Genomic DNA, 19,091 nt, shown 5'->3' on the forward strand with positions numbered 1-19,091 from the left:
GCGCGCAAACATTAAGCCGGAGAGGGCGCAACAAAGAAAACATAATGATTAACTAACTCTGTTAGCCGTTCAATTAAGGGTGATTTTAACGATATTTCTGCCGCAGACAACACTTTTGCAAATTCATCTGCGCTAAATTGCTCCAACAACTCATTAGCGACAGGAAAATAGCTCATGTGCCATGGCTCAGGACTAACGCCACTTAAATCAGGTTGATAGGGGAAATAAAATCCAAACTCAGCAGCATGCGAGATAAGCCATTGATGTAGAGGAGCACAAGGGCCATCGGCGGTATATTCTGAAGTGATTAACTGCAGTGCTTGTTTGCTAATGTTATTCGCATCATATATATCGAAATCGGTACCCCAATGATGCCGAGATGCGCCAGGGAGTGCAGACCATATCAAAATGGTATCAATCAGCTGTTGGGGCGTGAGTGACGTAAACTCAACTGGATTTGAGTCTTGGTCGAGTAATGGTCGCTGATCTGTGGCTTTGGCGTTCCAAATACTCAATTGACGATCAAATGGTCTATATGCAGAACATATTTGTACATTAAACCCCGCAGCAGATGCCGCGTTCTGCAACTGCTGAAATGCAGTTGCAGTGCGTTGTTCAAGCAAAAACTGTCCTACTGAAACTAAATGACGATCGTCTAAACCGTATAGTTTAGCTTGCTCGTTAGGGATATCAATCGAACAAAGCAGTGAGCTTATTTGCACAATAGCTTTTCCAAAATGCGTTCATAGCAATTAGCTAATATTTCTAAGTCGGCCACGTTGACACATTCATTCACTTTATGAATTGTCGCGTTGACTGGGCCTAACTCCAACACTTGTGCGCCAGTTGGTGCGATAAAGCGACCATCTGAGGTACCACCTGAAGTTTGTGGGTCGGTTTCATAACCTGTAACTTCGCGAATCGCTTCCCGTGTGGCATCAAGCAGTGGACCGTCACCCGTTAAGAACGGTAAACCATTAAATATCCAGTTGATATCATAATCTAAGCCATGAGCATCAAGAATACTTACCACCCGTTGGATCAATTCTTCTGCGGTCACTTCGGTTGAGTAACGGAAATTAAACATCACGGTTAATTCACCGGGGATAACATTCGATGCCCCTGTACCGCCATTTATATTAGCAATTTGGAAACTGGTCGGTGGGAAAAACTCATTACCGTTATCCCAATGCATTTGTGCGAGTTCAGTTAGTGCTGGAACCGCGTTATGAATAGGGTTGTCGGCTAAATGTGGATAGGCAACATGGCCTTGAATTCCGTTAACGGTTAAGTTGCCCGTTAAGCTGCCTCGACGACCATTTTTGACGACATCACCCAATTTATGCGTTGATGAAGGTTCGCCAACTAGCGCCCATGTCATTTTTTCATTACGAGCTTCGAGCGTATCAATAACCCGAGTGGTACCGTTAATAAAAGGACCTTCTTCGTCACTGGTAATTAAATAAGCAATAGAGCCGTTGTGGTCTGGATGCTTAGCAACAAAACGTTCAGTCGCGATAATCATCGCGGCTAACGATCCTTTCATGTCTGCTGCACCGCGACCATGTAAATAGTTATCAATGATGGTCGGTTCAAACGGAGGAGTATGCCAACGGTTAAGATCACCAGTAGGCACCACATCGGTATGACCTGCAAAGCAGAAAACCGGATCACTGTTCCCTCTTCTTGCCCACATATTGGTGGTGTCTTCAAAAACCATTGGTTCAATGTTAAAACCAATGGCGGCAAGGCGATTGGCCATTAAGGTTTGGCAACCTTCATCCAATGGTGTTACCGATGGACGTGAAATCAGATCTTTTGCTAATTCAACTACATCATTATTCATCATGCGAACCACGCTTGGTATTGAGCTAGGTTAAAACCAACCAGTAATTTATCGTTATTGACGAGAACAGGGCGCTTAATTAATGTTGGATGTTGCACCATTAAGGCAATGGCTTTGTCTTGAGTGATATCCGTTTTATCTGCATCAGATAAACCACGAAAACTGGTGCTACGTTTGTTAAACAAGGTTTCCCAACCTACAACATCAGCCCACTGCGTAACCATGGCTTCATTTAGGCCATCTTCACGGAAGTCGTGAAACGTGTAATCAATTTTTTCGGCTTCAAGCCATTTGCGTGCTTTACGAACGGTATCGCAATTTTTTATGCCGTATAAAGTCAAAAGAATACTCCATTAATGTCGGTAGGGTTGTCATGTAGAGGCTTGGCTCTATAGATAAGCCTGAAAAAGTGCCTTATGTAACACTGATATCATTGAATGCATTTAACAACATTGTGGCATTGTGAAGCGGCTTGGACAAGCCGAAGACGGTGTTTTGAAAAGATTTCATAATATGCAACCTACGCTCACTTAAGCTGAAGGTTGCATATTATCGTGGCGTAATAGTTTACGACACGATTGAGTAGAGGTATTAAATAAATCGAACCAATTTGATGTTACATTTGCACCGTAAAAATAATATCTTTACCCGCAATAACGCTGCCTTGGGCCTTATCTAATTGTTTAACGTCTTCCATATTGGCCAGCACTACCGGAGTGAGCAAACTATCAACTTTTCCGCGTAAGTAAGCTAAATCGAAAGACAAAATCGGTTCACCGGCTTTAACTTGCTGACCTTCCTCGGCTAAACGCTTAAAACCATTGCCTCTAAGTTCAACGGTACCAACCCCAAAATGCACAAACAGCTCAAGCCCTTGTGGAGACTCAATACTAAATGCGTGGTTGGTTTCAAAAATTTTACCTATAGTGCCATCAATCGGGGCAACAATAAATTCGCCTTTAGGGTCGATAGCAATCCCATCACCAACAATTTTTTCAGCAAATACCACGTCGGGTACTTTTTCAATTGCAACAATATCACCCGATACAGGTGCATAAATGGCAATACCACCCGTTAATGGTGGTTGGCCGGAAATAAGTCGTCTAATGCGGCTTAAAAATCCCATAAGAACAAGCCCCTTTTATTAATATTTTTATGCGCTTAATTGTAAACGGCTCTGTCAACTTTACCAACTTTATTCGTGTGATTAATCGCAATCATGTGCAAAAGCGTTAATGGCTTTACGAATTTCAGTAATTCGAGTTAACAAAGCAATGTGTTGTGCATGGCGGACAAATTTTGTGTAATTACCTTTAATCAATGCCACTTTTACGTCTAATAAATTAGCCGGGTTGATACTCAACTCATCAAGCCCAAGTCCGACTAACAAAGGTAAGACGTATGGATCGCTGCCAAGTTCACCACATAAAGAGACTTTAACGTTTGCCTGTTTACAGTGGTTTATGGTGATGGAAATTAATTGGATAACAGCAGGTGATAAAGGTGGATATTGTTTGGCTAAATGCGGATTAGTTCTATCGGCCGCTAAAGTATATTGAGTTAAATCATTGGTGCCGATACTGACAAAATCGAGCAGTGGCAGCATGCTGGGTAGGTTCAGTACCGCTGCTGGGGTTTCAACCACAATGCCGTAACTCAGGGTACCAAAACCTTTTTCTTGTTCAATTAATTCTGCTTTGGCACGTTCAATTAATAAAAATGCGGCGTCAAGTTCTTCAACCTGGCTTACCATCGGAAACATTAATCGAACCTGGCCATGATTCGCCGCCCGAAGTATCGCTTTTACTTGGGTGATAAAGGTCTCTGGGTGCGCCAAACTATAGCGAATACCACGAATGCCAAGAGCTGGATTATCTTCGTTGCTTTGCGGCAAACAAGGGATCTCTTTATCTGCGCCGATATCAAATGTTCGAATGGTCAGTACGTCACCTTGTAAGCTATGAAGGGCGTCACAATAGAGTTTATATTGTTGCTGCTCATTAGGTAGCGCTTTGGCATTCATCAATAAAAATTCAGTACGAAACAAGCCAATGCCTTGTGCTCCGACTTCGGCTGTATGAGATATTTCACTCAGATTACCCACATTGGCCAGCAAAGTGACCAGATGACCATCATTGGTTTGACTGGGCTTATCTTTATAAATCATTAACGCTTGGCGACGCAGTAACTCTTGTTGTTGTTTTTGCTTTAATTGGTCGAAAAGTTCAGGTGATGGGGCGATATGTAACTCACCAGACATACCATCTAAAATAAGCTGCGAGCCATCTGTAATAGGGTCTTCAGATTGTGAAAACTGATAATTGAGTAATGCAGGAATTCCTGCTGCCCGAGCCAAAATGGCAGTATGGCTTGTTAGGCCTCCTGATTCGAGAATAAGTCCAGTAATGTGGGTTAATGGCAATATGGCAAATTCAGCAGGGGTTAAGTCATCTGCGAGTAAAATAGTGTCTTCAGTGAGTGTTGATAAATCCCATTGCAAATGGCCATGCAAAGCACTGGTGAGGCGTTTAGCCAAACAAATTATATCACCGCTACGATTGGCCAAATAAGGGTCGTCTAATGACAACATTTCTGCAGCATGTTGATTAAAAATACGATCAACTGCGACAGCTGCGCAGACTCTAAATTGCTCAATATGTTGATGTAGTTGCTGCTGCAGCTCCTCATCTTCAAGCAACATAATATCGCTATCAATCAGTTGGAAATTATCACAATCTGGGCACAGGTGATGTTGGCAGTGTTGTAAATGTGCAATCAAGTGATGAATTGCCTGGGTTAACTGTTGCTGTTGCTGGTCAATTTGTTCAATAGAAAGCAGTTTAAAATCGAGTGGTGGCAGTTGGGTGGTAATAGTCAATGCTTTACCAAAAGCGATACCTGCAGATACAACGATTCCATTGATTGACATAACGTTGTCCTATTAACTAAGCGTAATCAGCATTGAGGCTATTTTGTCAACGGCTGCTTGGCCGTGTTCACCTGACGCTAACACCGTCACAGACATGCCTTGGTAAAGGCCTAATGTTTGCAACTTAAATAAACTTTTCGCACTGGCTTGTTTTCCATTACATTCGACCATAATGTCGCAATCAAACTCTTTTGCCTCTTTTACCAGTAATGCCGCTGGACGGGTGTGAATACCGTGAGGAGCAACAATGGTGACCGTTTTATGATACATAAACAACATACTCTGTAATGAATGACAACTAAATACTCATCGGATTAAGTATCAATATTTCAATAAGCTAGTCGAAAGTACTCACTAGCCATTTGGTTGAAAAATGCTTGTAGAACCCAAGTTTTTAATCTGATGGAGACAATATACCCTAAAGTCAGAAGGGCTAAAAGTGATGTTCGACTCGAAATGATCGGCGATGTAATCATCAGGGATATAAGCCAATAATGGCAGTGCTAAGAATGAGAGGGTTTAGCAGGTAAAAAACTAAGGCTTTTGGGGCTGACATTTGCAATGCTCCGCCTGACAAGCCTTAGTTAATAAATCGTTTTATTAATTATATTTTAAATTGCCCTAGTGTTTTGCTCATATCAACACTAATGGCTTGCAACGATTGCGCTGCCTGGCTGTGGGTTTCGTTAGCGGTTAACGACTGTTCGGTGAGTTCAGAAATGGTATTGACGTTGACATTGATGTCTTCGGTAACCAATGCTTGTTCTTCAGTGGCACTAGCAAGTTGTGCTGTCATGCCACTAATATTATCGATGAGTGCTAGAATTTCGATAATTGCATCGCTTGACTGAACGGCTTTTGACTGTAACTGAGCAGACTCCCGTTGGGTATGAGTAATGCTGTCGATAACCGATTGAATACCCGTTTGGATCTGACTAATAATTTTATTGATTTCATTAGTCGATGACTGAGTTCTATTCGCGAGTGCTCGTACTTCATCTGCCACTACAGCAAAGCCTCGACCATGTTCACCGGCTCGTGCTGCTTCAATGGCGGCATTGAGCGCAAGCAGGTTAGTTTGATCTGCAATACTGCCAATAACATCAAGAATACTGCCAATCTCAGCGGATGAATGACTCAGTGTTAGTGACACTGTTTCAGCTTGATGTAATTCATGGACTAAACTTTGTGTTTGTTCAACGGTTTGTTGCATCAATTTTTGATTCTGTTCCGCTTGATGTTTTACATTAGCGGCACCGTCAGCTGCATCTTGTGTATTTCGTGCCATTTCTTGGCTAGTCGATAACATCTGGTTGATAGCCGCGGCGACACTTTGGGTTTCACTATGCACTTGATTCGCGCTTTGATTAGATGACTTTACGGTGTCTAATAAATGTATGGCTTCATCATTTAAGGTATGCCCGAGCGGTTGCAAATTAGCCACCATATTGGCAATTTTAATCACAAATTGATTGAATGCATCAGCCAATTTAGCCACTTCGTCGTTACCTTCAGTCGACAAACGCTGGGTCAAGTCACCTTCACCTTTGGCTATCTGTTCCATCGCATCGATAGTGACGTTAAGAGGTTGGGTAATGGAATGATTCAACAATAAAAAGAATGCAAAAATAGGCACTGAAATAATCATCATGATAATAAAATAATCAATAATGATACCCGTCATGCTTTCATTAACATCGTTGACGTTAGCTTGAGTGATTAAGGTCCAATCAAGGGCTGAATAATACTGCGCTGCGACTAATACTGTTTGAGGCTGATTTTGTTGGTCGACAATAGCAAGTTCATTTTGTGCGATGTTGTTTTTTTTGGCGTTAGCGATCAATTGTTGATATGAATTAGAACCGTTGAATGTTGCTAAATTGGCAAGTGGTTTACCGATAGAGTTTTGATTAAGCGGATTAACAATAATGCGGTCTTGGTTATCAACAATGATAAAAGCTTGATGATCATTAACCTCAATTTGACTGGCAAATTGGCTTAATATTTCAACCGTAGCGTCCGGCTTAGCCAATTTAAACGCATCAAGAGTGCTACTTAATTGGCTGACTTGTCCACTTATCTGCTTATATTTTTCCTCAATTAAATGATTATATTGTTCTTTAATTGAAAAAGAACCGAAAACCACAGTGCCTACAGCAGCTAAAGCTAACATAATGAATAAGCGCTTTAAAATGGTTAAGCGTCTTAATAATCCAATCATCATCAGTCCTAATTCAAACAATCCATACAAAGTTGTGCGATTATAATGAAAATATGAAAAAACATAAGCTTGAAAGATTGTTTTTGTGAGCAAACAGCTGATTTTTACATTTGTTAATTGAATGTGTTTATTTGTAAAAAATTATTGATTATCAAATGATTAGTGTACCATTAAGTTTGATTGGTTAATTAACATGCTAATCGATTGTTTTAATTTTGATTTTTTTTTGATTTACCCGCAAGATTAGCTTAATTAATGGATAAGGTACCTACGTTATGAATTCATCTTCTACAGTCAAAAATGACGACATTTTACTTAAACTTTGTCATTCTGTTTCTCATGTTCTGTCTAGCACTAGTGCGAGCCATATTAGTCATGCTGGGATGGTTCAAAGTATTTCTCGTACCCGTTTAAAGCCTGATTTGGCGTGTTTTTCCATTTTCGACGGCGGCTTTTCAGGTCTAGTTGTTATCAATTTTTCAGCTGCCGCGGCTATTGAAATTTATCGCCGCTATATGATCAACATGGGCATGCCTGAAACAGAACTCGCGTTTTCACATACTTCTGATGATGTCAGTAATGTTATGGGCGAATTAATGAACCAAATTTTGGGTGATTTTATTGGTAAAATATCGAAAGAATTGCAAACATCAATTAGCCAAAGCCAACCTAAAATGTTGGTTATTAATAAAGAGTTAACTATTTCTATCGATACAAACCTCGATAATGCAGTTGCCAGACGAGTGTCATTTAAGACTGAAAATAATCATATTTTTTATCTTGAATTCGCCATGGATAAAACCGAGTTTATTCGCTCAGCAGACTTTGAAATGGACGAAGAGTTTGATTTGGACTCGTTAATTGAAACTCATGGTAAAACAGCGCAAGTCAGCACTGTAAAATCAAAAGATGTATTAAATGATCCCAATATTAAAGGCATTGTTGTCGATGACGCAGATGACTTGCTTAGTGAACTTGGATTATAAGTAATGTAGATTGAGAGAAATAACCAAATAAGCAATTCATCTTGGTTGTTTCTCTCGATTTAGGCCATCTTGGTTGTTAATTTCTTTATTGAAGTTCTTTAAAGACATTCAACTTATAGCGTTAGAATCTTATCACCAAAAAAATTTATTGTTTATTATTTAAGAAGTGACGGTAGACCTTTTCATCTAGGCCAATTGTTGGACACGTTAACCCTTTATCTCTTACAGTTGAAACAGTCATCTTGCCATCAGTGATAAACACTGCTTGTGATTGTAATGAGCATTTATCAATCGCTTTCACTTGCCATCTTTTGAGTTCATCTAAAGCTGCAGGCGCACCAGCAACAATATAAACTTTCACATTATTGTATTGATAAAAATAACGCCCATCGTCATTAACCTTTACGAGAGAACATGGTGTTTTTAGTTGTAATGCAATACGTTGAGTATCTTTATCGAAAACGCATTGCCCTGAATCATCGTTCAAACTGACATGAGCGTTAGCACATGACATTAACAATAATGATCCGAGTAAACCAAATGGTCGAATCATGCTGACATTTCCCAGAACCATATTTGCTCTCCTAAATTAAGCCAATCAGGATCTCCAGCCTTTAAATATTCACCATCCCATAAATCAATATGATCAGTATTTCCCAAACCATTCATTATAAAAACAATGCCTTTTTTATCTTTTAAAACAGATAGAGCATCGTTTTTAAGGACTTGTTTGTTACCAAAAAATCTACAGTTTGCAGAGTCAATCCAATTTGCAAGTTCTTGTGCAGCAAGGATATGCCTTGGTGTATGTTTTAAACTAGGATAACAGCGACGTTGAGGATACATTTTATCAAAAGATGAAATGTCGATTACAGACACCACTAATGACACACCCATACGGATAGCACATTGATTAGCGAATAATGTTTTGTCGCAAGGGTTGCTGGGATAAGGATGGTTAACCCATAATTTATTAAATTGAATAAGACTGTTACTCAGTCTTATTAAATGAATAATTAACAATACCACCTTCTTAAGGTTAAAAAAATTACCCATAGTAATTACTGATAACATAACTTAACATGTGATTATAGGTGCTTAAAAGCAATGAAAATGATGAAGTTAACTACCCCCATTTACGTATTCAGCTAGCCTAAGTAGGCTCATTACTATGAAATGATAGAGGTATGAATAAATATTTTAAGCGAATAAACTACAATATTTATAAATTTCATAATAGTAGAGGCTAACTATTTTTTTAAATCATTATTAAAGGTATATGCAGGTACTTTCAGTTTCAAACCTTCACCCATTAACTAAAGGCGATGCAGAGAAATGACATCTAAAGCGACTTCTATTGATATAGCTTACCGTGCAGGCGTGTCGCAATCGACTGTGTCTCGCGCGTTAAGAAACAGTCCGTTGGTAAATTTAGAAACGCGGCAGCGTATTCAAGCCATTGCAAAAGAACTCAATTATAAAGTCGATAAAAATGCCAGTAACTTACGCATGCAAAATAGCCATACGTTAGCATTGCTAATTTGTGAAGATCCTACTAACGATGAGTCGATGATCAACCCATTTTTTCTCTCTATGCTGGGTTCGATTACTCGAGCAACCGCCCGTCAAGGTTATGATTTATTGGTGTCATTTCAGCAGCTTTCAACGGATTGGCATGCAGATTATGAAGACAGCAATAAAGCCGATGGTATTATTTTATTAGGTTATGGCGATTATATGGATTATGCCCATAAACTTGATAAGCTTATCGAAAAAAATACTCACTTTGTTATCTGGGGAGCTGAGCATAACAATAAAGCGGTGTTGTCTATTGGTTGCGATAATCATCAAGGTGGTTTTGTGGCCACGGAGCATTTGCTCGGGTTAGGGCATAAACACATTGCGTTTTTAGGTGACTCGTCAAGTCGCAGCCCTGAATTTCGCGACAGGTATTTAGGTCATGTTGATGCTTTAAAATCTACCGGTATCGAAGCCGACAAACAGTTACAGCATGACGCTATTAATACCGAAGCCTCTGGCTATAATGCCGCCAACGTATTATTAGATAGCGGCGTGACATTTGATGCTATTTTTACTGCGAGTGATCTTATTGCGATAGGGGCGATTCGTGCATTGAAAAAGCGCGGTGTTGTAGTGCCAGATCAAGTTGCTGTAGTGGGATACGATGATATTCCAGTGGCCAGTTTTGCCAATCCGGCGTTAACAACCATAAAGCAAGATACTCAGTTCGCAGGTGAAATACTTGTCGAAAGTGTGTTGAAGTTAATCCGTGGTCAAGAAGTTAGCCAGCGATTAATCAAGACCCATTTAGTGGTGCGTAGTTCATGTGGTGCAAATGTTGAAGATAATTAGATAATTAGATAATTAGATAATTATCTAATTGATATTAAGTGCATTGAATACTTTATGTAGTGCTATTTTTGTTTATTTACAGAAGCTTGGCAAACTAATGCTCTGAGTTAAGAACACTTATTTTACAGTAACAACTTACGTGCTCATATCATTAAATCGCTTTCAAATATGTGTGTAATTCCTGCTATTCAATTGTTTTTTAAAGGATAAGTTTTTTATGGCCGGTGCCAGTTTATTAACCCTATTAGATGATATTGCGACTATTCTGGATGATGTGGCGGCAATGAGTAAAGTGGCTGCACGCAAAACTGCGGGCGTTCTGGGTGATGATTTAGCCTTAAATGCACAACAAGTGTCGGGTGTTGCTTCTGATCGTGAACTGCCTGTGGTATTTGCGGTGGCGATGGGATCATTTAAAAATAAAGTGATTTTAGTGCCGATGGCCATGCTGATCAGCGCATTTATTCCATGGGCTATAACGCCTTTATTAATGTTTGGTGGTTTGTTTTTATGTTATGAGGGCTTTGAAAAAGTCTATCATTCACTAACACATAAGCGTGCTCCTGTGATTGATGACGATGCGGTAGTCGCCAAAGCAAAAGCGGATATCGAAGATTTAGCCGCATTCGAAAAAGAAAAAATAAAAGGGGCTATTCGTACCGATTTTGTCTTATCGGCTGAGATCATCGCTATTAGTTTAGGTGTGGCTGCACACATGGATCTAATGGGGCAATTTTTAACCTTATGTGTGATTGCCATTGTGATTACGGTAGGGGTATACGGTTTAGTAGCAGGGATTGTTAAAATCGATGATCTTGGTTTGTTTCTGGCTCAGCGTAAGCCAAGTGGAATAGGGCATAAATTGGGTTTAGGATTAGTATCTGCTGCCCCTTACTTAATGAAGGTCCTGACATTTGTCGGCACTATTGCCATGTTTATGGTCGGTGGCGGTATTTTAACTCACGGAATTCATGTGGTGTCTGAATGGATTGTGCATGCAGAAACGCTGGTAAGCCAAGTGAGTGTTGTTGGTGACGTTTTAGGGCTATTAACCCCAAGCGTGTTGAATGCACTATTTGGTGTTGTTGCTGGTGGTTTGGCGGTATTATTGATGAATGGTGTGACCAAGTTACTGCCTGCAAAAGATTAGTTATTGCCTGCAAAAAACTAGTTAATGCCAGCAAAAAGTTAGTTAATCCAAGTATTTGTTGTGGTAAGCAATGATGGGTAAAAACATACGAAAAAAGCATAGTTCATGACTATGCTTTTTTCGTGGTATTGACGATAACGACGATGTTAATCAGTCTCTTAGGACTAAACCGTTAAATTATCGGGACTGTCTGGATTTGGTACTGTTTTTGGATTTGGCCCATATTCGTTGTCATCTTTACTGTTAAAGCACATCACAACCAATAAAATTAATATGCCAAGCAATGGAATAAATATCAATAATAACCACCAACCAGAATGGTCTGTGTCGTGTAAACGACGGACACTCACTGCGATACTTGGGATCATGATGGCGAGTGAATAAATTGAGCTTAATACCCCTGCACCGTAGACGTCGCTGTAAAAACCGACACCCATGTCTAATAGCGTCAGTACGATACTGATCACCGCACTGATTAATCCAAACATCCAGTATTCTTTACGACGTGCACGGCCGCTAAAATCAAAATACTGCTTCAATACTTTTACATACCAATCCATTTGTTGTTCCTTAACGTTAACTTTTATTAATCCGGTTTATTTGTAACAAGATAGTGTTGAATTAACAAGGTTTATTCAACATACACACAAAAAATAAAGCCGTTGTGAGTCACAACGGCTTATTGAACAAGCTAATACAGTGCTATCAATACACTGTGATTAATACAGTGCTATTTAGCGAGTGTTTGTTGTACAACAGGGTAAAAGTCCCATACTTTTTCATCGGTCATCGAACGCACCAATTTAACGTATTCAGCATGGGTCCACGCTAGCGGTGTTGCTGAGTTGGTACCTTGGCCCATTTTGTAATTATAACGAGTCGCGTTGCCTACGCCGTCCCAAGCTTGCTCTGGCAACATTAACCCTTGGTTAGCAAAGGTTTCCATGCCTTGAACATAGGTATTGATTAATACTTTCTTCGTGTCAGGGGTTAAGGTGTCATTCGCTTTTGCTAAGGCTAATTCGTAATGACCGCGTTCACCGGTAAAGAAAGGCCATACTCGACCTCGTTGATTTTCGGTGTCGCCTTTTTCAGCGTAGCTAAGACCTGTGACAGTGTCTTCACCATATCCATCGTTACCATAGCGGCGGTATCCTGGTACTTTACTGCCATCTTTGGCGGTAAATAGGTATTTAACTCGTAAGTTATCTTCAAGACCTTGGTTGTCTATTAGCATGACGCTGTTTTTAATAACAGGGTCTTGGGCGTTAACCACACCATAACGGACTAATTCTAAAAAACCACCATCGAGGATCATGCGCTGATCTAAACCAGGTTTACCATTGTTATCGATGAGCTTATCGGTGTTATTAGGGTTACCATTTGGGCTAATGCGCACATAATAAGGTGCAACTTTACCTTTGGCATCTGTTTCACCTAATAAGCCAGTGGTGGTGACCATCGTTGTTTCGAGCTGACGTTGTAGCTTACGTGCTAAATCGGCATATTCAGGTGCTTGTTCATCTTTCGCTAGCGCTCCAATATCACTGGCAGCCACTAAACCCGCAATAACGGCTGCGGTTGTGGATGGAGAAAATCCTGCTTGCTCTTCCCAGCGTTCTTGTTGGGTACTAGGAGGGGTAATTTCAGTGTCATTCCAATCCAGTTTTACTTTGCCGCCTTTAACTAAAAAGTCAGCGGCTGGTTTAAGCATGTCGTTATACCATTGGATTATTTCTGCATCGCTAAGCACACCTGCTTGCCACAGTTTCCAGCCGAGCATGATTGGCATAGCGGTTTGATCTAACTGCACGCCAACCCATTCAATTTCACCATCGACATGGGTTTTCTGTAAAAACCATCCAGGAGTACCTGCAAAACCAGGTGTTTGTTGTTGAACTTGAACCTGCTTTAAATATTCAAAAGCCACTTTTGGTGTTTGAATATCGCCCATGGCTAAAAATGCCATTGCACATTGGTAAAAATCACGTGGCCATACGGCTTTATAGCCTGTGCTACCGACTTTAGCTGAAACGGTGTCGCCCCAAGGATTTGAAAGTGATGCGATTAATGCACCAGCATGGGTTTTATCTTCTTGAGCTTTTAACACTAAGGCGCTGGCATAGAGTAATTTACCGTTATCTGTAGTGTTGGTACTCATGTCACTTAATGGCTTAAGCGAGGCTAAGTAATCTTTCCAGCCAAGATGTTTATCGTCGCCTAAATACGCTTGTTTAACGGCGTCATAACCCGCATCTAATGTCGCTTGAGTGGTGGCTAAGCTGCTTGCTTTGTCTTTACCAAAACCAATAACCAAATTAAAGCTTAGGCTGTCATTAGCATTGGTAAGGGTGGGGTATTGTGCGGTTAGGGCGACGTTGCCGCCTTGATTGGTGTCGCTAGTGGTTTGGTAATGAGAGTCAAGTTTACCGTTATCTTGTAAATCGACAATACCATCTGATGTGCCGACAAACCCAGCGCTTGCAGCGACAAAATCAACATCTGTTTTAACGGTCATTACCGTTGAATTAGTGTCGCTGGTGTAAGCCACTAGCGATTGGCCTTCAACACTAGCAATGTCATTTGAACCACTGTTATCAATGTGCGGATTGACATAAAGGTGTGGCGTAATGCCAGCCTCAAAAGCAGTAAAGGTGACTTTCATCATCAAGCTATTTCTATCGGGATCGGTAAAAATATGTTTTTCTATTTGGTATTTACCTTCAACATCTTTATTAATGACTTTATAAGCCAGCGATAATGGTCGTCCCATATCATCGGTATCTAAATACTCAATAGTGCTGATAGTGTGGTCTTTTTCAGTATCGACAAAGCCATTGCCAGAGATAATAAATTGCAGTTCTTTAAGCTGGGCATTGTGAATAAGGCCAAACATGGTTTCGGTTAATACGCCTTGAGCTATCGAAAACCACACTTTACTGACAGGGTTTGCAGCTGTGTCTTGATAATGGCCGTTAACATAGGGCTCATAAGATGTGCCTATACCAGTTTTTCCTGAGAAAGCCCAAGTAGGTTCTATGCCCGGCGTACCGGGTGCGACGTTAATAACCTGAGCTTGTGTGTTTACTTGAGTATCAGCTGGTGAGCATGCACTTAAGGCTAGTGCCATCAGACTAGTTGTGACAGCTTTCGCTATGATGCTGTGATGCGTGAGTAAATGTGGTTTTAACATGGAATTCCCCAAAATAATGATCTTAATTTAGGGCCTGTTGATCTTTCAAGGTTGTTTTTGCAGCAAATTGTTGGTCATTTGTACAAGGCAGAGACTTTGTGGTGTAGTTATTCTACATAAAAAGTCGATAACGCAGTAAAAATGACCAACAAACGCTGCCCGAAAGGTTCGGCTAAAAACGTTTTACTCTTTGTTGAGTTACTCTTCGTTAAGTAAAAGTAGCTTAGATTGCTAGGCAGCAATCCGCTCGCCTCGATTAAAACGTTTTTATCTCGAACAAAATTTAACCTGCAAAGATCAACAGACCCTAGTTACCAGTGACAAAGACTGGTAATTCTTATTGTGTTTGCTTGTCTTGATCGACAAATAACACCGCAATGCCCGACAACATCATAAATATCCCGCCTAGTACTAACGCGTAAATAGGTTGTCCATCAAAAAATACCTTAAGCAATAAGCCAAGAATACTGGCCGCTAACAGCTGTGGGATCACAATGAAGAAGTTAAAAATCCCCATGTAAACGCCCATTTTTTTCGGGGGTAACACACCTGATAACATGGCGTAAGGTACCGATAGAATGGATGCCCAAGCAAAACCAACGCCAATCATCGGTATCCACAACAGGTTAGGGTTTTCAATAAACATAAAGCTGATGAGACCCGCACCGCCAATAAACATGTTGATGGTATGGGTGAGCTTAATGCCGACGGCTTTGGCTAGAAACGGAATAATAATCGCAGCAATTGCAGCAAAGCCGTTATATGACGCGAATAAGATACCGACCCAATCTGCACCATCATTATAGGCTTGTGATACCACATCAGTGGTGCCGTAATGGTACGAAGTAACGGCCGCTGTGGTGTAAATCCACATTGCAAATAGCGCAAACCAAGCAAAAAACTGTACCAGTGCTAGCTGACGCATGGCTTTAGGCATATGAAACAAATCATCGACAACATTAAACGTCATGCCTAAGCCGTCGCGTGTTGCTGACGATTCAGCGTTATTGTTTGACAGTTTGGCTAACTTACGCGAGCAGTAAAGTTGCAGTGGTCCGAAGGTAAAAATACCCAAACTTAAAATATAAAGTTGCTTATCTAGGTCTAGGCTTACAATTGCGAGAGTGAAAATGGCGCCAATCGCCATCCATATAATGGCACCATGTTGATATTGTTTGACTGTACGCGTATTGGCGTTAGTGTCTTGTGCATCAGTAGTGTCTTGTTGATGAAATTCAGCCAATTGCTTTGGAGAGTATTCTTTGGTTGAAATAATAGTCCAACCCACGGCCAACATTAGTACCGCGCCACCAAAGTAAAATGCATAGCGTACAGAGTCGGCAATTTCGCCCGCTGGGGCGGTATTTTCCACATCAAATACATTGGTTAAAATATATGGCAAGGCAGATGCCACCACCGCACCAATACCAATGAAAAAGCTCTGCATTGCATAGCCTTGGGTCCGTTGGTTTTTGGGTAGATTATCGCCGACAAAAGCACGAAACGGTTCCATGGCGATATTGATTGAGGCATCCATAATCCACAACATACCCGCCGCAATCCATAACGTAGGTGAGTGCGGCATGATAAATAGCGACAAGGTGGTTAGTATGGCGCCAATTAAAAAATAGGGGCGACGACGGCCTAATCCATTCCAAGTGTTATCACTTAAATAACCAATAATAGGTTGTACGATGAGACCCGTGAGCGGTGCGGCAATCCATAAAATGGGAATATCATCAATGGATGCTCCTAGAGTTTGAAAGATACGGCTGACATTGGCGTTTTGCAGTGCGAAACCAAATTGGATCCCCAAAAATCCAAAACACATATTGAAGATTTGCCAAAAATTAAGCTGCGGTTGTTGGGTGACGTTTTTATAATTATTGTCAGACATGTGACATCCTTTTTGGTAAGTCGTTGTGCTTACTTCTTTTAATTTTATTGCTTATGGCGAATTCGTTGGTAACCATTACGTTGGCTACGTTACATATTAATAGTTAAAAAAATGGCGAATACGCATCTCCCTAAGACGGGTATTCGCCAAAACCTACGCTTTATCCATTAGCGACTTTCGTCAAATAATCAGTGGATAAAGTTAATCAAGGTACTCTAAAGCTGATGGTCTCCATGGCCGAAGACACACCAGAAACGACCTAAACAATTCCATCCTGCAATTAGAAACGAAATAGCATGTTTTATAGTATCCTCGAGCTTGTTCTTGGTACAACTGACTACATACGTATTCATGCTTTGTGAGCAACCTAATGCGAACACTTATGTAACATTCTAGCGTTACAAAGCTTTAAAACGAATCGCGGTACCCCCACTGGCTGCGAGGTTAAGTGTCAGCGCGTCTTTTGCAGTAACGATTTTGGTTTCAATCACGTAATCATAAGGGTTTGTTAGCCAATCCGCTTTATCACCGTCACGATAAATTTGGGCTTGGTAGCGTTTCCCCTGCGTGAGGAAGTCTAATTTTAACGTCAATTTTCGTGAATCTTCATCTGTTAATGCGCCTAGGTACCAGTCTTCAGCACCGCGCTGTTTTCTTGCAAAGGCAACATAGTCGCCAACTTCACCTGCAAGGGCGATACTGTCGCTCCAATCTGTTGGTACATCTTCAATAAACTGGAAGGCATCGAGACGTTGCACATAGTTACGCGGTAAGTCTGCAGCCATTTGAATAGGGCTGTACAACACGACATACAAGGCTAATTGCTTTGTGAGTGTGGTTTTTACGCGGTTAACCGCATCTAGACCTTCAGGCGCTAAATTAAAGATCCCAGGGGTGAAGTCCATCGGCCCAGCCAGCATACGGGTATAAGGTAGAATTGCTGTATGTTCTGGAGTATTAGGTGGGCTTCCCCATGCATTAAACTCTTGGCCTCGAGCGCCTTCGCGTGCTATCCAATTTGGGTAAGTACGACGTAAACCGGTATCTTTAATCGGCTCGTGAGTATTAATGCTAATACCACGTTTTGCGGCTTCGGTAACGCTATGTAGATATTCGTTAACCATAAATTGGCCGTCGTGCCATTCATGGCGCACTATACCATTTTCATCAACGCGCTTAATGTCACCACCGTCTGCTACGTAACCGGTTTTAACTTGAGTCACGCCATGTTTTTGATATAAATCATAAGCATCACTCATTTGATTTCGGTAATTAGTGACTGAACCAGAGGTTTCATGATGGCCAATTAAACGGACATTTTTATTGTGACCGTATTGTGTAATCTCATCGATATTAAAATCAGGGTAAGCCTTCGTAAAGCTGAATACATCGCCGTTATCGAACCAACTACCATCCCAGCCTTCATTCCAACCTTCTACCAATACCCCATCAAACCCATATTGGGCGGCAAAGTCCATATAACGCTTAGTTTCGCTGGTGGTCGCACCATGCTTAGGGCCGCTTCCCCAGGTGTTTTCATTGAGGTGCATTCCCCACCAAATGCCGACGTATTTACCCGGTTGCACCCAAGACACATCACCTAGTTTATTGGGTTCATTAAGATTAAGGATAAGATCTGAGTTAAGTAAACCTGGGGCATCTTTAGCAATTTGAATCGTACGCCAAGGTGTTGAAAAGCCAGGTTGAGTCTTCACTCGAATACCATCTGACCAGGGGGTTAAATCAGCACGTAAAATACCGTCACGCCCTTGATTAAGCACCATTGCGGCATAATCGGTGAGGGCGGCTTCATGGATGCTTAAATGCACGCCATCAGCCGTTCTAAAAGTCATAGGTGTGTGGGCTCTGTCGATTTTATCAAGTGAGGTTGTACGGTATAAATATTCGTAGCGGTTCCAGCCGCGCCCGGGGATCCACCATGCGGTTGTGTGTTGTGGATCTGGGATGGCAAATTCAGTCAATTCATCGGTAATATCGAGTTTTGGTGTGTTAGCCAACCCGGTTTGTTTTGGCACTAGGTAACGAAAGCCAATACCGTCATTAAATGCTTTAAATTCGATATCGAAGTCAATTTTGCCGTTACTCAGAGTGGCGACCACGCGGTTGTAATGATCGCGGATATTTTCACGTTCACCCCAAGGTTGCTGCCATGTTTGGTCTACGCTGCTGTTAGTCACCTGTTTAATGTTAAAATCAGTACCTAATTCACCTACCTGTTGAAATACCAACCCTAATTTACTTGGGTTAATAACAATATTGTCATTAAATTTTACTTGGTATTCAGGACGGCCATTATCATCGGTCAAGCTGATGTTGATGTGCTTGTCAGGCGAGGCGACATTAATGGTTTTAGCTTGAGCGATACTGGGAATGGTGGCTAGCGCGACAGCACAAGCTACTGCGATAACATTAAGTGCAAAGTGTGACTGTGTGGATAGCAGATTTGCACCGTTAAATAAAACGCGCGCCATAGTA

16 protein-coding genes are annotated in these 19,091 nt (G+C 41.1%); 3 read left to right on the top strand and 13 right to left on the bottom strand.

Features of this window, described 5'->3' with window-relative positions:
- Positions 1-11: 11 nt before the first annotated feature.
- The 7 genes from AAEY99_RS02275 to AAEY99_RS02305 form a co-directional block, all read right to left on the bottom strand.
- Positions 12-722 (bottom strand): M15 family metallopeptidase, encoded by a 711-nt coding sequence (locus tag AAEY99_RS02275; RefSeq protein WP_351008909.1) that lies wholly within the window; start codon positions 720-722, stop codon positions 12-14.
- A complete protein-coding gene (gene dapE / locus AAEY99_RS02280; RefSeq protein WP_194956173.1) occupies positions 713-1,846 on the bottom strand; it encodes a succinyl-diaminopimelate desuccinylase in 1,134 nt (377 codons plus the stop codon). The genes AAEY99_RS02275 and dapE overlap by 10 nt, the downstream gene beginning before the upstream one ends.
- Positions 1,846-2,187: an ArsC family reductase gene (locus AAEY99_RS02285; protein WP_101087605.1), complete on the bottom strand. Its 342-nt coding sequence runs from the start codon at positions 2,185-2,187 to the stop codon at positions 1,846-1,848. Before AAEY99_RS02285 ends, dapE begins: the two co-directional genes overlap by 1 nt.
- A 275-nt stretch (positions 2,188-2,462) precedes the next feature.
- Positions 2,463-2,972 carry a PTS glucose transporter subunit IIA gene (crr, locus tag AAEY99_RS02290; RefSeq protein WP_101087606.1) on the bottom strand — a complete coding sequence of 170 codons (510 nt, stop codon included), beginning with the start codon at positions 2,970-2,972 and terminating at the stop codon, positions 2,463-2,465.
- An 81-nt stretch (positions 2,973-3,053) separates the two neighbouring features.
- Positions 3,054-4,775, bottom strand: a complete 1,722-nt coding sequence (ptsP, locus tag AAEY99_RS02295) for a phosphoenolpyruvate--protein phosphotransferase (RefSeq protein WP_101087607.1) — start codon at positions 4,773-4,775, stop codon at positions 3,054-3,056.
- Positions 4,776-4,787: 12 nt separating this feature from the next.
- Positions 4,788-5,045 (bottom strand): HPr family phosphocarrier protein, encoded by a 258-nt coding sequence (locus AAEY99_RS02300; protein WP_182743659.1) that lies wholly within the window; start codon positions 5,043-5,045, stop codon positions 4,788-4,790.
- Positions 5,046-5,379: 334 nt separating this feature from the next.
- A complete protein-coding gene (locus tag AAEY99_RS02305; RefSeq protein ID WP_162024329.1) occupies positions 5,380-6,996 on the bottom strand; it encodes a methyl-accepting chemotaxis protein in 1,617 nt (538 codons plus the stop codon).
- A 275-nt stretch (positions 6,997-7,271) separates the two neighbouring features.
- On the opposite strand from AAEY99_RS02305, the gene AAEY99_RS02310 reads away from it, so the two are divergent.
- Positions 7,272-7,982: a DUF3334 family protein gene (locus AAEY99_RS02310; RefSeq protein ID WP_101087609.1), complete on the top strand. Its 711-nt coding sequence runs from the start codon at positions 7,272-7,274 to the stop codon at positions 7,980-7,982.
- A 145-nt stretch (positions 7,983-8,127) separates the two neighbouring features.
- Here AAEY99_RS02310 and AAEY99_RS02315 read toward each other — a convergent pair whose 3' ends face one another.
- On the bottom strand, positions 8,128-8,535 hold the full coding sequence (locus AAEY99_RS02315; protein WP_350999138.1) for a hypothetical protein: 408 nt from the start codon (positions 8,533-8,535) through the stop codon (positions 8,128-8,130).
- The gene (locus AAEY99_RS02320; protein ID WP_350999136.1) at positions 8,532-9,056 is read right to left on the bottom strand and encodes a T6SS effector amidase Tae4 family protein; all 525 of its coding nucleotides are present in this window, start codon (positions 9,054-9,056) and stop codon (positions 8,532-8,534) included. The genes AAEY99_RS02315 and AAEY99_RS02320 overlap by 4 nt, the downstream gene beginning before the upstream one ends.
- A 261-nt stretch (positions 9,057-9,317) precedes the next feature.
- On the opposite strand from AAEY99_RS02320, the gene AAEY99_RS02325 reads away from it, so the two are divergent.
- Together AAEY99_RS02325 and AAEY99_RS02330 are read left to right on the top strand one after the other, a co-directional pair.
- Positions 9,318-10,355 (top strand): LacI family DNA-binding transcriptional regulator, encoded by a 1,038-nt coding sequence (locus AAEY99_RS02325; RefSeq protein ID WP_351008913.1) that lies wholly within the window; start codon positions 9,318-9,320, stop codon positions 10,353-10,355.
- A 217-nt stretch (positions 10,356-10,572) separates the two neighbouring features.
- Entirely contained in the window at positions 10,573-11,505 is a 933-nt protein-coding gene (locus AAEY99_RS02330) for a DUF808 domain-containing protein (RefSeq protein WP_101087612.1), read from the top strand.
- A gap of 164 nt (positions 11,506-11,669) precedes the next feature.
- Here AAEY99_RS02330 and AAEY99_RS02335 read toward each other — a convergent pair whose 3' ends face one another.
- From AAEY99_RS02335 to AAEY99_RS02350, 4 genes are all read right to left on the bottom strand, one after another.
- Complete coding sequence (locus tag AAEY99_RS02335) at positions 11,670-12,065, bottom strand: DUF805 domain-containing protein (protein WP_101087613.1); 396 nt, start codon at positions 12,063-12,065, stop codon at positions 11,670-11,672.
- Between the two features lie 170 nt (positions 12,066-12,235).
- Positions 12,236-14,698 carry a glucan 1,4-alpha-glucosidase gene (locus AAEY99_RS02340; protein WP_351008915.1) on the bottom strand — a complete coding sequence of 821 codons (2,463 nt, stop codon included), beginning with the start codon at positions 14,696-14,698 and terminating at the stop codon, positions 12,236-12,238.
- Positions 14,699-15,035: 337 nt separating this feature from the next.
- Complete coding sequence (locus tag AAEY99_RS02345) at positions 15,036-16,595, bottom strand: MFS transporter (protein WP_351008918.1); 1,560 nt, start codon at positions 16,593-16,595, stop codon at positions 15,036-15,038.
- A gap of 398 nt (positions 16,596-16,993) precedes the next feature.
- The gene (locus AAEY99_RS02350; RefSeq protein ID WP_351008920.1) at positions 16,994-19,087 is read right to left on the bottom strand and encodes a glycoside hydrolase family 97 protein; all 2,094 of its coding nucleotides are present in this window, start codon (positions 19,085-19,087) and stop codon (positions 16,994-16,996) included.
- Positions 19,088-19,091: the final 4 nt, after the last annotated feature.

Origin of the sequence: Shewanella sp. S1-58-MNA-CIBAN-0166, from assembly GCF_040310085.1 — a bacterium.
GTDB lineage: Bacteria > Pseudomonadota > Gammaproteobacteria > Enterobacterales > Shewanellaceae > Shewanella.

Excerpts from the sequence above, each read along its gene's own strand:
- ptsP (WP_101087607.1), bottom strand. The coding sequence starts at position 4,775 with ATGTCAATCAATGGAATCGTTGTATCTGCAGGTATCGCTTTTGGTAAA.
- AAEY99_RS02325 (WP_351008913.1), top strand. The coding sequence starts at position 9,318 with ATGACATCTAAAGCGACTTCTATTGATATAGCTTACCGTGCAGGCGTG.
- AAEY99_RS02310 (WP_101087609.1), top strand. The coding sequence starts at position 7,272 with ATGAATTCATCTTCTACAGTCAAAAATGACGACATTTTACTTAAACTT.
- AAEY99_RS02330 (WP_101087612.1), top strand. The coding sequence starts at position 10,573 with ATGGCCGGTGCCAGTTTATTAACCCTATTAGATGATATTGCGACTATT.
- AAEY99_RS02335 (WP_101087613.1), bottom strand. The coding sequence starts at position 12,065 with ATGGATTGGTATGTAAAAGTATTGAAGCAGTATTTTGATTTTAGCGGC.
- AAEY99_RS02350 (WP_351008920.1), bottom strand. The coding sequence starts at position 19,087 with ATGGCGCGCGTTTTATTTAACGGTGCAAATCTGCTATCCACACAGTCA.
- dapE (WP_194956173.1), bottom strand. The coding sequence starts at position 1,846 with ATGAATAATGATGTAGTTGAATTAGCAAAAGATCTGATTTCACGTCCA.
- AAEY99_RS02315 (WP_350999138.1), bottom strand. The coding sequence starts at position 8,535 with ATGATTCGACCATTTGGTTTACTCGGATCATTATTGTTAATGTCATGT.
- AAEY99_RS02345 (WP_351008918.1), bottom strand. The coding sequence starts at position 16,595 with ATGTCTGACAATAATTATAAAAACGTCACCCAACAACCGCAGCTTAAT.
- AAEY99_RS02305 (WP_162024329.1), bottom strand. The coding sequence starts at position 6,996 with ATGATTGGATTATTAAGACGCTTAACCATTTTAAAGCGCTTATTCATT.
- AAEY99_RS02320 (WP_350999136.1), bottom strand. The coding sequence starts at position 9,056 with ATGTTATCAGTAATTACTATGGGTAATTTTTTTAACCTTAAGAAGGTG.
- AAEY99_RS02300 (WP_182743659.1), bottom strand. The coding sequence starts at position 5,045 with ATGTATCATAAAACGGTCACCATTGTTGCTCCTCACGGTATTCACACC.
- AAEY99_RS02340 (WP_351008915.1), bottom strand. The coding sequence starts at position 14,698 with ATGTTAAAACCACATTTACTCACGCATCACAGCATCATAGCGAAAGCT.
- crr (WP_101087606.1), bottom strand. The coding sequence starts at position 2,972 with ATGGGATTTTTAAGCCGCATTAGACGACTTATTTCCGGCCAACCACCA.